The 12,215-nt window shown below is 64.4% G+C and carries 12 protein-coding genes, 2 tRNA genes and 1 other RNA gene; 8 read left to right on the forward strand and 7 right to left on the reverse strand.

The window, feature by feature from the left end; genetic code table 11:
• Nucleotides 1-3 precede the first annotated feature (3 nt).
• Nucleotides 4-1,986: a transketolase gene (gene tkt / locus AAEO60_RS07135; protein WP_341672959.1), complete on the reverse strand. Its 1,983-nt coding sequence runs from the start codon at nt 1,984-1,986 to the stop codon at nt 4-6.
• Between the two features lie 192 nt (nt 1,987-2,178).
• Here tkt and AAEO60_RS07140 point away from each other — a divergent pair, with 192 nt between their 5' ends.
• From AAEO60_RS07140 to AAEO60_RS07155, 5 genes are all read left to right on the forward strand, one after another.
• Nucleotides 2,179-2,364, forward strand: coding sequence for a hypothetical protein (locus AAEO60_RS07140; protein ID WP_341672960.1), 186 nt, complete (start codon nt 2,179-2,181; stop codon nt 2,362-2,364).
• Nucleotides 2,361-2,669, forward strand: coding sequence for a cell division protein ZapA (locus AAEO60_RS07145; protein WP_341672961.1), 309 nt, complete (start codon nt 2,361-2,363; stop codon nt 2,667-2,669). The genes AAEO60_RS07140 and AAEO60_RS07145 overlap by 4 nt, the downstream gene beginning before the upstream one ends.
• Before the next feature lie 10 nt (nt 2,670-2,679).
• A non-coding RNA gene (gene ssrS / locus AAEO60_RS15795) (6S RNA) lies at nt 2,680-2,848 on the forward strand.
• 23 nt (nt 2,849-2,871) lie between these two features.
• Nucleotides 2,872-3,456, forward strand: a complete 585-nt coding sequence (locus AAEO60_RS07150; RefSeq protein ID WP_341672962.1) for a 5-formyltetrahydrofolate cyclo-ligase — start codon at nt 2,872-2,874, stop codon at nt 3,454-3,456.
• Nucleotides 3,456-3,695: a DUF2842 domain-containing protein gene (locus AAEO60_RS07155; RefSeq protein WP_341672963.1), complete on the forward strand. Its 240-nt coding sequence runs from the start codon at nt 3,456-3,458 to the stop codon at nt 3,693-3,695. The genes AAEO60_RS07150 and AAEO60_RS07155 overlap by 1 nt, the downstream gene beginning before the upstream one ends.
• 15 nt (nt 3,696-3,710) lie before the next feature.
• On the opposite strand, the gene AAEO60_RS07160 is transcribed toward AAEO60_RS07155, so the two are convergent.
• The 6 genes from AAEO60_RS07160 to AAEO60_RS07185 all read right to left on the reverse strand — a co-directional run bounded on the left by AAEO60_RS07160 (nt 3,711) and on the right by AAEO60_RS07185 (nt 9,583).
• Nucleotides 3,711-3,787, reverse strand: a tRNA-Asp gene (locus AAEO60_RS07160).
• A 108-nt stretch (nt 3,788-3,895) separates the two neighbouring features.
• A complete protein-coding gene (locus AAEO60_RS07165; RefSeq protein ID WP_341672964.1) occupies nt 3,896-5,155 on the reverse strand; it encodes a dihydrolipoamide acetyltransferase family protein in 1,260 nt (419 codons plus the stop codon).
• A 5-nt stretch (nt 5,156-5,160) separates the two neighbouring features.
• Nucleotides 5,161-6,213 (reverse strand): alpha-ketoacid dehydrogenase subunit beta, encoded by a 1,053-nt coding sequence (locus AAEO60_RS07170; protein WP_341672965.1) that lies wholly within the window; start codon nt 6,211-6,213, stop codon nt 5,161-5,163.
• A 5-nt stretch (nt 6,214-6,218) separates the two neighbouring features.
• Entirely contained in the window at nt 6,219-7,511 is a 1,293-nt protein-coding gene (locus AAEO60_RS07175) for a 3-methyl-2-oxobutanoate dehydrogenase (2-methylpropanoyl-transferring) subunit alpha (RefSeq protein WP_341672966.1), read from the reverse strand.
• 86 nt (nt 7,512-7,597) lie between these two features.
• Nucleotides 7,598-8,545, reverse strand: a complete 948-nt coding sequence (gene thyA, locus AAEO60_RS07180; RefSeq protein WP_341672967.1) for a thymidylate synthase — start codon at nt 8,543-8,545, stop codon at nt 7,598-7,600.
• Nucleotides 8,546-8,584: 39 nt separating this feature from the next.
• On the reverse strand, nt 8,585-9,583 hold the full coding sequence (locus tag AAEO60_RS07185) for an NAD-dependent epimerase/dehydratase family protein (RefSeq protein WP_341672968.1): 999 nt from the start codon (nt 9,581-9,583) through the stop codon (nt 8,585-8,587).
• Nucleotides 9,584-9,739: 156 nt separating this feature from the next.
• Here AAEO60_RS07185 and AAEO60_RS07190 point away from each other — a divergent pair.
• The 3 genes from AAEO60_RS07190 (at nt 9,740) to AAEO60_RS07200 (ending at nt 12,174) form a co-directional block, all read left to right on the forward strand.
• Nucleotides 9,740-9,816, forward strand: a tRNA-Pro gene (locus AAEO60_RS07190).
• A 151-nt stretch (nt 9,817-9,967) separates the two neighbouring features.
• Entirely contained in the window at nt 9,968-11,443 is a 1,476-nt protein-coding gene (gene purF / locus AAEO60_RS07195) for an amidophosphoribosyltransferase (protein ID WP_341672969.1), read from the forward strand.
• Nucleotides 11,443-12,174 carry an SDR family NAD(P)-dependent oxidoreductase gene (locus AAEO60_RS07200; protein WP_341672970.1) on the forward strand — a complete coding sequence of 244 codons (732 nt, stop codon included), beginning with the start codon at nt 11,443-11,445 and terminating at the stop codon, nt 12,172-12,174. Before purF ends, AAEO60_RS07200 begins: the two co-directional genes overlap by 1 nt.
• Nucleotides 12,175-12,215: the final 41 nt, after the last annotated feature.

The raw sequence follows: 12,215 nt of genomic DNA on the forward strand, positions 1-12,215 counted from the left end.
TGCTTAGCCGTTCAATTTGTTGATGATTGTGGGGACGATGGCATCCACCGTCAGCCCGAATTTCTTGAAGAGGTCACCCGCCGGGGCCGAGGCGCCGAAGCGGTCGATGCCGAACTGCAGGCCGTCGGTGCGGGTATAGCGTTCCCAGCCGAAGGTCGTGCCGGCCTCGATCGAGGCGATCAGCGCGTCGGTGGGCAGCATGTCGGCCTTGTAGTCCTCGCTCTGCTCGTCGAACAGTTCGCTGCAGACCATCGACACGACGTCAGCGCCGATGCCTTCCTTCTCCAGCTTCTCCGCGCAGTCGAGCGCCAGCGAGACTTCGGAACCGGTCGCGACCAGGACTACGCGGCGCTTGTTGCCGGCACGCTTCAGGCGGTACCCGCCCTTGCTGCACATGTCGGTTTCGTCAGGCGAATTGCGGATCTGCGGCAGGCCCTGGCGACTGAGCGCCATGACCGTCGGACGATCCTTCTGCTGCAGCGCGATGTTCCAGCACTCGGCCGTTTCCACGCGGTCAGCCGGACGCATGACCAGCAGGTTGGGCATGGCGCGCAAGCTCTGCAGGTGCTCGATCGGCTGGTGCGTCGGGCCGTCTTCGCCAAGGCCGATGGAATCGTGCGTCATCACGTAGATCACGCGCACTTCCTGCAACGCCGACAGGCGAATCGCGCCGCGGGCGTAGTCGGTGAAAATCAGGAAGGTGCCGCCATAGGGGATCACGCCCCCGTGCAGCGCCATGCCGTTCATCGCCGCCGACATGCCGAATTCGCGGATACCGTAATAGACATAGCGGCCCGAGTAATCGTCGGCGGTGAAAGGCGTGGTGGCCGCTGTCTTGGTGTTGTTCGAACCCGTCAGGTCGGCGCTGCCGCCGAGCATTTCGGGAACGAGCGGCGTCAGGATTTCCAGCGCCTGTTCGCTCGACGCGCGGGTGGCGAGCTTCTTGGGCTCGTCGAACCACTTCTGGAAGGCCTTGGCGGCCTTGTCCCCGTTGGGCAGGTCGCCGGCCATGCGGCGGGTGAACTCGGCCTTGTCGGACGAAACTTCGAGACGGGCCTGCCATTCGCCGCGCGCAGTTGCACCGCGCGTACCGGTGGCGAGCCAGTTGGCCTTCACGTCGTCGGGGATGACGAAGGGCGGGTAGTCCCAGCCCAGCACCTTGCGGGCCGCTTCGACCTCTTCGTCGCCCAGCGGGCTGCCGTGGGTCTTGCTGGTACCCTGCTTGTTGGGCGCGCCCTTGCCGATGATGGTCTTGCAGGCGATCAGCGTCGGGCGGCTTTCATCAGCCAGCGCGGCGTCGATGGCGCGGCGAATGTCCGCCGGATCGTGACCGTCGCATTCCTCGACCTGCCAGCCGGTGGCGCGGTAGCGGGCGGGAATGTCTTCGGAAGAGGACAGCGAGACGGCACCGTCGATGGTGATCTTGTTGTCGTCCCAAAGGACGATGAGCTTGCCCAGCTTGAGGTGGCCGGCAAGACCGATGGCCTCGTGGTTCACGCCTTCCATCAGGCAGCCGTCGCCGGCCACCACCCAGGTGCGGTGGTCGACCAGGTCGTCGCCAAAAGTCGCGTTGAGGTGGCGTTCGGCCATGGCCATGCCCACGCCCATGGCGAGGCCCTGCCCCAGCGGGCCGGTGGTGGCTTCGACGCCCGCCAGCAGGAAATTCTCCGGGTGACCGGCGCAGGGGCTGCCCAGCTGGCGGAAGTTCTTGATGTCTTCCAGCGTCGGCGCCTCGTAGCCCGACAGGTGCAGCAGCGAGTAAATCAGCATCGAGCCGTGGCCCGCGCTCAGCACGAAGCGGTCGCGGTCAGCCCAGTCGGGCGCCTTCGGATCGAACTTAAGGTAGTCGTTCCACAGCACGGTGGCCACATCGGCCATGCCCATGGGCATGCCGGGGTGCCCCGAATTGGCAGCCTGCACCGCGTCCATCGACAGGGCGCGGATGGCATTGGCCATATTGGTAAAACGGGCGGTGTCGTCGCTCATGCCTATCGCTCCATTCGCCACCCGCGGACCGTGCGGGGCGATTCGGTTGGGGGCTGTGTGGTGGTGGCAGGCCACAAGGTCAAGCAAGTCCCCCTTCGTGCTTAACAAGGGCGAATTGCCGCAGCGAGAGTTATTCACAGCTTGCCCGCGCAAACCTTTGCCGATGGGGCATTTGCGGGTAAATCTGTACGAATGGACGGTGATCGCACCGCAAGGGCACTGGCCCGGATTGACGCGGCCTTCGAGCGATTGGAGGCTGCCCTGTCGCAGCGCCCGCCAGCCGACAGCCAGATTCAGGCCCGCTATGACGCGCTCCGCAGCGAGGCGGGGGCCGCGCTTTCCGAGCTCGACCAGCTGATCGGAAGGCTGGAAAGATGAGTGCCGGCAACGTCACGCTGGCGATCGCCGGTCGCAGCTACACCATCGCCTGCGGGCCCGGAGAGGAAGAGCATATCGCTCGCCTCGGCGCCTTGATCGACGCCAAGCTGTCGACGCTCGATGGCCTCGCCGGCCAGTCGCCCGAACGCATCCTGCTCTATGCTTCGCTGCTGCTGGCGGACGAGTTGCACGAGGCGAATACGGGCTCTGGCGCCTCCGATGCGAACGCCGAAGCGCTCGAAAATCTGGCCGACAGGATGGAAGCACTGGCAATGCTGCTTGAGACTGGGGCTGCCAGCACCTAAATGGGCTGTGGCGGGACTGCCCGGCACGAGCTGTTTGAATATCCCTGAGGCTATAAGCAATCCAAGGGAGCTGTCCCTGCCCGGCCCACCAGTTCGGCTGTGGGGTCGGTGCATACGGCGCCCACCTGACGTTTTGGCGTCAGAGGATTTCCCGGAAAACGACCCATGGTGGTTCCGCCACTTTCCATCTAGGGCCATGGCCATGTCCGAGATCAAGCAAGAAAAAGCCGCTATCCGCAAGATACTGCGCAAGGCCCGCCGCGAACATGCTGCCTCGTTGCCGAAAGAAGTGAGCGCGCTGGTATTCCGCGCCCCGCCCGGCCCGATCCGCGAACTGGTGCCCGAAGGCGCAACCATCGGCCTTTACCGCAACGACCCCGGCGAGGCTCCGTCAGGCGGCTATGCGCGCTTCTTCATGGAAGCCGGCCACCCGATCGCCCTGCCCCGGATCGACAAGCTGGAGGACCCCATGGTGTTCCACGTCCACACCGATCCCTATGGCGAAAGCGACCTTTCGGAAGGCCGCATGGGCCTGATGCAGCCTGCAGCGCGCAGTCCCGTCGTGGAACCGGACGTGCTGTTCATGCCGCTGGTCGGCTTTACCGAACAGGGCGACCGCATCGGCCAGGGCGGCGGTTTTTACGACCGCTGGCTGGCCGCCCACCCCGATACCATTGCCATCGGCATGGCCTGGGACGTCCAGAAAGTCGACCAACTGCCCGTGGAAGACCATGACATGCCGCTAACCGCAATCATCACCCCTACGCGCATATACGGTCCGTTCTGATGCGTACCGAACCGACCTGGCGCATACCCGTGGGAATCCTGCTGCTGCTGGCCGCGCTCGCCGTCTACGTTGTCGTCATCGCCCGCTACGCACCGAGCCTGATCGGCGCCTGGCCGGTCCTGGCGCAGACAGTGGTCTACCTGGTGCTGGGCGTGGTCTGGCTGCTGCCGCTGCGGCGTTTCCTGATCTGGATGGAGACCGGACGCACTTCACCCCCGGACGAAAACGACCGAAGCTGAAGGAAATGTCCCAAGTGGCGCGAGTGACGGGACTCGAACCCGCGACCCTCGGCGTGACAGGCCGATACTCTAACCAACTGAGCTACACCCGCGCATTTAAGCGGCTCTAGCGCCTCTTGGGAGCCGCGCATCTAGTGGAGGGTCTCACCCCTGTCAACACACCAGAAGCGGCTTTTTCAACGAAGTTCAAATCGCCCTGATCAACCCGCCAGAATCGTGGCCGGAGCCTCGATCAGCTTCTTCACTTCCTGCACGAAAGCGGCGGCATCGTAGCCGTCCACGACGCGGTGATCGCAGCTGATCGAAATGTTCATCAGCTTGCGCTTTTCGACGCGTTCCACACCGTCGCTGCCGGTCACGAACATCGGCCGTTCGACGATGCGATTCGGACCAATGATAGCAACTTCGGGACGGTTGATGACCGGCGTGCTGGCAACGCCGCCCAGCGGGCCGAGCGAGGTGATTGTAAGGGTCGAGCCGGACAGCTCTTCCGACTTGGCGCTGCCACTGCGCGCGGCTTCGGCCAGGCGGCCGATCTCGCGCGCCAGCTGCCACAGGTTCTGCGACTGCGCGTTGCGGATCACGGGCACCATCAGGCCATTGTCGGTCATGGTCGCCATGCCCAGGTGCACCGCGCCGTGGCGGGTGACGACCTTGGCCTCGTCATCGAAGCGGGCGTTGATCATCGGGAACTGGGGCAGCGCCTTGCAGATCGCGGTGATCAGCAACGGCAGCATGGTCAGCTTCGGGCGATCGCCGCGATTGCTGTTCAACTGGGCGCGGGTTTCTTCCAGCGCGGTGACGTCGCATTCCTCGACATAGGTGAAATGCGGGATGTTGCGCTTGGCTGCCTGCATGTTCTCGGCAATGCGTTTGCGCAGGCCGATGACCTTGATCGTCTCGTCTGGCCGCGTTGCCGCACCGCCGGAGAAACCGCCGGTATAGGAGACAAAGGCGTCGAGATCGGCATGGCGGATACGGCCGTCTTCGGCGGGCTTCACCTGCGCAAGGTCGATGCCGAGGTCCTTGGCGCGGGCGCGCACGGCGGGGCTGGCCAATACCTTGGTCTCGGCGGGTGCAGGAGCCGGTGCGGGAGCGGGAGCCGGTGCGGGCTCAGGCGTGGCTTCTGCGACAGGTTCAGGCTCGGGTGCCGGTTCGGGAGCCGGAGCAGCTTCCGCAATGGCCTCGTTTTCCTCGATCACCTCGTCGGGCACGTCGCCCTCGACCTCGATCACCACCAGCATGCCGCCGATGGCCACCACGTCGCCGACTTCGCCCGCGACTTCGAGCACCTTGCCCGCGACCGGGCTTTCCATCTCGACCGTCGCCTTGTCGGTCATCATGTCGGCCAGCTGGCCGTCTTCCTCGATCATGTCGCCGGGCTTCACGTGCCAGGCAACGATCTCGGCCTCGGCAATGCCTTCGCCGATGTCGGGCAGGTTGAAGGTGAATTTCGCCATGGCGGTTACTCGCTCAGAAGCTTGTCGATGGCCTCGCCGATACGGACGGGACCGGGGAAATAGGCCCATTCGAGGCTATGCGGATAGGGGGTGTCGAAGCCGGTCACGCGTTCGATCGGGGCTTCGAGGTGGTAGAAGCAGCGTTCCTGCACCAGCGCGGACAGTTCCGCGCCAAAGCCGGAGGTCTTGGTCGCCTCGTGCACGATCATGCACTTGCCGGTCTTGGCGATAGATTCCTCGATAGCCTCGATGTCCAGCGGCACCAGCGTGCGCAGGTCGAGGATCTCGGCATCGACGCCCTTCTGGCGGCACACTTCCTCGGCCACGTGGACCATGGTGCCGTAGGCCAGCACGGTCAGGGCATCGCCTTCGGTGACCTTGCGCGCCTTGCCCAGCGGGATCTTGTAGTATCCCTCGGGCACCTGCGCCTCGGCAAAGCCCTTCCAGGTCTTGGCGGGGCGATCATAATAGCCGTTGAACGGGCCGTTGTAGATGCGCTTGGGCTCGAAGAAGATGACCGGGTCATTGTCCTCGATGCAGGAGATCAGCAGGCCCTTGGCATCGTAAGGCGTCGCCGGGATCACCGTCTTGAGGCCGGAAACGTGGGTGAAGATGGCCTCTGGGCTCTGCGAGTGCGTCTGCCCGCCGAAGATCCCGCCGCCGAAGGGGCTGCGCACCGTCATCGGGGCGATGAATTCGGCTGCCGAACGGTAACGCAGCCGCGCCGCTTCGGAGATCAGCTGGTCGAGGCCGGGGTAGATATAGTCGGCGAACTGGATTTCCGGCACCGGGCGCAGGCCGTAGGCCCCCATCCCCACCGCGACACCGATGATGCCGCATTCGGAAATCGGCGTGTCGAACACGCGGGTCTTGCCGTGCTTTTCCTGCAGGCCGGCGGTGCAGCGGAACACGCCGCCGAAATAGCCGATATCCTCGCCCAACAGGACGACATCGTCATCGCGGCCCAGCATGATGTCGAGCGCGGAGTTGATCGCCTCGATCATGTTCATTTCGCGGGTGTCGCCAGCAACCTGGTCGCCAGCTTCGGAAGTGGTCATCTCGTTCATTCCGCCGGGTCTCCGGGAAACTTGATCCGCCGCTCGCGGATCGCCTGGTCGGCTTGTTCCTCGAGATGCCAGGGAAGCTCCTCGAAGACGTCTTCGAACATGGTGTGGAACGGGTGGTGCAGGCCGTGGCCGAGGATTCCGTTCTTCTCGGCTTCCTTCATCGCCGCTCGGACCATGGCGTCGAGCTCGGCGTCCATCTCCTCCTGCTGCTCGTCCGACCACTCGCCCAGGGAGATCAGATGGCGCTTGAGGCGCATCACCGGATCGCCCAGCGGCCATTCCTCGCGCTCTTCGGCAGAGCGGTAGGCGCTGGGATCGTCCGAGGTCGAGTGCCCTTCGGCGCGGTAGGTGAAGTGTTCGATCAGGGTCGGCCCGGCATTGGAGCGGGCGCGATCTGCAGCCCAGCGTTCCGCCGCGTAAACTGCCAGCGGATCGTTGCCGTCAACGCGCAGGCCGGCCATGCCATAGCCGATGGCGCGGGCAGCGAAGGTCGCGCGTTCGGCGCCAGCGAAACCGGAGAACGACGAGATCGCCCACTGGTTGTTGATCACGTTGAAGATCACCGGCGCGTTGTAGACGGTCGCAAAGGTCAGCGCGGAGTGGAAATCGCCCTCCGCCGTGCTGCCCTCGCCCACCCAGGTCGCGGCGATGCGGCTGTCACCCTTTGACGCGCTCGCCATGGCGAAGCCGGTCGCTTGCGGTAGCTGGGTGGCCAGGTTGCCGCTGATGGAGAAGAAGTTGAGCCGCTTCGAACAGTACATGATCGGCAGCTGGCGGCCCTTCAGCTTGTCCGCCTTGTTCGAATAGATCTGGTTGACCATCTCGGTCAGTTCATAGCCGCGCGCGATCAGGCAGCCCTGCTGGCGGTAGGAGGGGAAGATCATGTCGTCCCCGGCCAGCGCGTGGGTAGCGCAGACAGAGGTCGCCTCTTCGCCGGTACACTTCATGTAGAAGCTGGTCTTGCCCTGCCGCTGGGCGCGGTACATGCGATTGTCGAAGGCACGCACCAGCGCCATTTCGCGCAGCATCTGCCGCAGCGTTTCCGGCGACAGGCGCGGGTCCCACGGGCCATGCGCCTGGTCGTCGTCACCGAGCACCCGGATCAGGTCATCGCAGAGCGGGAAGGTTTCCCGGGCTTCTGCGGTTTCGTCAGGCCGCGGCTGCTTGCCCGGCTCGCTGATGTCGAGGTCGCTGAAATCGACCGTGTCGCCGGGACGGTAGCGCGGCTCGGGCACATGCAGCGCGAGCTTGGGGCGATTGCTGCCCGTCTCGTCCGTGCCTTTGGCCATCACCTGCTCTCCACAAGATTATTTCAATTGACCCAAACTATATTAGTTTCAACTGAAACGGTCAATCCGCTCTACCATAGCAGAGCTCAAACTGCCACTGGTGCGCGAAGGACTCCTTGTGGTTCGTAATCAAGCACCTCGAAGTCCTCGAAACAGTAATCGAATATTGTTTCCGGCACCCGCTTGAGAGCAAGTTTCGGAGTCCCTTCGGGTTCCCGCTGCAGCTGGGCTTCGACCAGATCGGTGTGGTTGAGATACAAATGCGTGTCGCCGCCGCTCCAGACCAGCTCGCCCGGCAGCAGATTCGTTTGCGCCGCCATCATGCGCGTCAGCAGGGCCGCGCCGAACAGGTTGAACGGCAGGCCCAGCGCAACGTCGCAGCTGCGCTGGTAGAGCAGGCAGTTGAGCCGCGCGTCCGCACCCTCCCCCGCCACATGGAACTGGTAGGTCTTGTGACACGGCGGCAGGGCCATGCGGTCCAGCTCCGCCACGTTCCAGCCTTCGATGATATGGCGGCGGCTGCCGGGATTGGCCTTGAGGCTTTCGACTACCTGCGCGACCTGATTGATGCCCGGTCCCTTGGTATACTTCCCGTCCGGCCCGTACTGGTAGGTGGGCCAGTCGACCCACTGTTTGCCGTAGACCGGGCCAAGGTCGCCCCAGTTCTTGGCAAAGGCCTCGTCCGCGACGATGCGCGCTTCAAAGTCTTCCTGCGAAATGTCCTCCCCGCTCGCCTTGCGGTACTTGGCCAGCGGCCAGTCGGACCAGATGGTGACGCCCACTTCCAGCAGCGGGCGGATATTGGTGTTGCCGGTCAGGAACCACAGCATCTCCTTCGCCGCAGCCTTCCAGTAGACGCGCTTGGTGGTGAGCAGCGGCACCCGGTCATCGGCTAGGTCGAACCGCAGCATGGTGCCAAACACCGAGCGCGTACCGACACCGGTGCGGTCCATGCGCTCGTCCCCGTGCTCCCAGATGTGGCGCATCAGGTCGAGGTATTGCCATTCGGGGTGGCGTGGCGGAGTCGTGGTCATGTCCGGATGGCTACCACCGGCAACCGCGCGAGGCCAAGCTTACAGCCCGTGATATTCCCGATACCATTCGACGAAGCGGGGAATGCCCTGCTGGATCGGCGTCGTCGGCCTGTATCCCACGTCGCGGATGATGGCGTCGATATCGGCAAAGGTGCGCACCACGTCGCCCGCCTGCATCGGCTGCCAGTCGATCTCGGCCTTCTGGCCCAGCGCCTCTTCCAGCACGGCGATGAAGTCCGTCAGCTTCTCCGACTGGTTGTTGCCGATGTTGTAGAGCGCGTGCGGCTTTACCGAACCGCCCGCCTTTACCGCCCCATCATCCGCGGGCGCCTTGTCGAGCACGGCCAGCACGCCCGCGACAATGTCGTCGATGAAAGTGAAATCGCGCCACATCTCGCCCTTGTTGAACACCGGGATCGGCTCGCCCGCCAGGATCTTGCTCGTGAAGATCCACATCGCCATGTCCGGCCGTCCCCAGGGCCCGTAGACAGTGAAGAAGCGCAGGCCTGTCAGCGGGATGCGGTAGAGGTGTGCATAGCTCTCGCTCAGCAGTTCGTCCGCCTTCTTGGTCGCGGCGTAGAGGCTGACGGGATGGTCGGCGCGGTCGTCCACGCTGAAGGGCACCTTGTCGTTGCCGCCATAGACACTGGAGGAACTGGCATAGACCATGTGTTCCACCTGCCGGTGGCGCGCCAGTTCCAGCAGGTTGGCATGGCCGACGAGGTTGGACTGCACATAGGCCGCCGGGTTCTCCAGCGAATAGCGCACACCGGCCTGGGCACCGAGGTGGACGATGCGGTCGATCGCCGAACCTTCCAGCGCTGCCTCCAGCGCCGCCATGTCTGCAAAGTCGAGCTTGTGGAAGCGGAAGCGCGATCCGCCCGCCTTGTCCAGCAGCGCCAGTCGCGCGTGCTTCAGCGCCGGGTCGTAGTAGTCGTTGAGGTTGTCCACGCCGATCACGGAGTCGCCGCGCGCCAGCAGCCGTTCGGCCAGTGCCGCGCCGATAAATCCTGCCGCTCCGGTAACCAGAACCTGCATTGGCGAAAAACCCCCGAAACCCGCGCCTTGATCGCGCGCACTAGTGGCAGTGCAGGCAACATAGCGCAATGTCGTAAACTGCCGCTTGCCAGCACGAAGCGCTGCTCCTATAGGGCCGCCTCTGCCTCGCGGGGGTTATCCCTCGCAAGCGCCGGTCGGGGAGTAGCTCAGCCTGGTAGAGCACTGTCTTCGGGAGGCAGGGGCCGGAGGTTCGAATCCTCTCTCCCCGACCAACTTCGCCAACGGCAAACCATCAGGGTGATGGTTTTCGGGCAAAACTCCCGGGCGAAACGCAGGGTGCAGGACAAGACTTGCCCTCCCCCCTTGTAATCAATCCGCAACATCGCCATTGGGGCCGTGCGCCCACACCAGCCACGGAAATCGATGACCCTCACCCATCCCCTGGATCACGGAGACGGTGACGACAAGTTGCACGAAGAGTGCGGCGTGTTCGGCATCATCGGCGGACCAGACGCATCTGCAGCCACCGCTCTGGGCCTCCACGCCCTGCAGCATCGCGGGCAGGAAGCTGTCGGCATCACCAGCTGGGACGGGTCCGAATTCTTCACCCGCCGTGCGCTGGGCCACGTGGCCGAGAACTTCTCCACCGCCGAATCGCTGGCCGAATTGCCGGGACACATGGCCGCCGGCCACGTCCGCTATTCCACCACTGGCGGCGCGGGCCTGCGCAACGTGCAGCCACTCTATGCCGACCTTGCCAGCGGCGGCTTCGCCGTGGCGCACAACGGCAATATCTCCAACGCCATGCAGCTGCGCCAGGAACTGGTGCAGAAGGGCTCGATCTTCCAGTCGACCAGCGACACCGAAGTGATCATCCACCTCGTCGCCACCAGCCGCTATCCCACCATGCTCGACAAGCTGGTGGATGCCTTGCGGATGGTCGAAGGCGCCTATGCCCTGATTGTCATGACCCCGCGCGGCATGGCTGCCTGCCGTGACCCCATGGGTATCCGTCCGCTGGTGATGGGCAAACTGGGCGATGCCACGGTCTTCGCCAGCGAAACCGTAGCGCTCGACGTGGTGGGCGCGGAATTTACCCGCCAGGTGGAACCCGGCGAGTTCATCGAGGTCGACTTCGACGGCACGATCCGCTCGCACCGTCCCTTCGGTGATGTGCAGGCACGCCCGTGCATCTTCGAGCATGTCTATTTCAGCCGCCCCGATTCGGTGTTCAACAAGCGCTCGGTCTACGACAGCCGCAAGAACATCGGCATGGAACTGGCGCGCGAAGCCCCGTGCGAGGCTGACCTCGTCGTGCCCGTGCCCGACAGCGGTGTGCCGGCCGCCATCGGATTTGCCCAGGAAAGCGGCATCCCCTTCGAACTGGGCATCATCCGCTCGCACTATGTCGGGCGCACCTTCATCCAGCCGTCAGACGCCAGCCGCCACGCCGGCGTGAAGCGCAAGCACAATGCCAACCGCGCCATCGTGGAAGGCAAGCGCATCGTGCTGATCGACGATTCGATCGTGCGCGGCACCACCTCGATGAAGATCGTCCAGATCATGCGCGATGCCGGCGCTGCCGAAGTCCACTTCCGCGTCGCCAGCCCGCCCACGGGCCATGGCTGCTATTACGGTGTCGACACGCCCGAACGATCCAAGCTGCTCGCCGGCCGCATGGACCTTGAGGCCATGCGCGAATTCATCAAGGCCGACAGCCTTGCCTTCGTCTCCATCGACGGACTCTACCGCGCGGTCGGGCTGCCCGGCCGTGACAAGGCCTGTCCGCAATATTGCGACGCCTGCTTCACCGGCGAATATCCCACGCCACTGACCGACCTTGCCGACCGCAAGGCCAAGGATGCGCAGCTTACCTTTCCCGTAAACGAGGACGCCTGATGGCTGAAACTCCCGCAGACAAGCCCCTTGCGGGCAAGATCGCGCTCGTCACCGGTGCCAGTCGCGGCATCGGCGCCGCCACTGCCAAGGCACTGGCCGCACGCGGTGCCCATGTCGTGATCACGGGCCGCAAGGTGAAAGACCTCGAAGCAGTCGAGGATGCCATCCACGCGCTGGACGGCACCTCCACCATCGCCCCGATCGACCTGACCGAGAGCGATTCCGTCGCGCGGCTGGCGCAGGCAATTGCCGAGCGGTGGGACAAGCTCGATATCCTGGTGATCTGCGCTGCACAGATGCCGACGCTGACGCCGGTCACCCAGATCGACGCCAAGCAGTTCAACCAGGCGCTGACGCTCAACGTGCTCGCCACGCAGGCGCTGCTGGCCGGGTTCGACCCGCTGCTGAAGCGCGCCGAGGCAGGCCGCGTGATCGGCCTCACCAGCTCCGTCGGTGCCGAACCGCGTGCCTTCTGGGGTGCCTACGGTTCCAGCAAGGCTGCCTTCGATAACCTGCTGGAGAGCCACGGCAAGGAGATCGAACGAATCTCCGAAACGCGTGTCGCCATTGTCGACCCGGGTGCCACCCGCACCGACATGCGCGCCCGCGCCTATCCCGGTGAAGACCCCGATTCGGTGAAGCCGCCAGAGGTGGTCGGCGAACACATCGCCGAAATGCTGGTAGGGGATTTCCCCAATTTGCACCGAACCCGGGTAGAAACGCCCCGTTAACCACGCGGCTTAGGCTCTTCTTAGGGCTGCTTCGACAGTGT

The organism is Aurantiacibacter gilvus (assembly GCF_038289935.1).
Classification (GTDB): domain Bacteria; phylum Pseudomonadota; class Alphaproteobacteria; order Sphingomonadales; family Sphingomonadaceae; genus Alteraurantiacibacter; species Alteraurantiacibacter gilvus.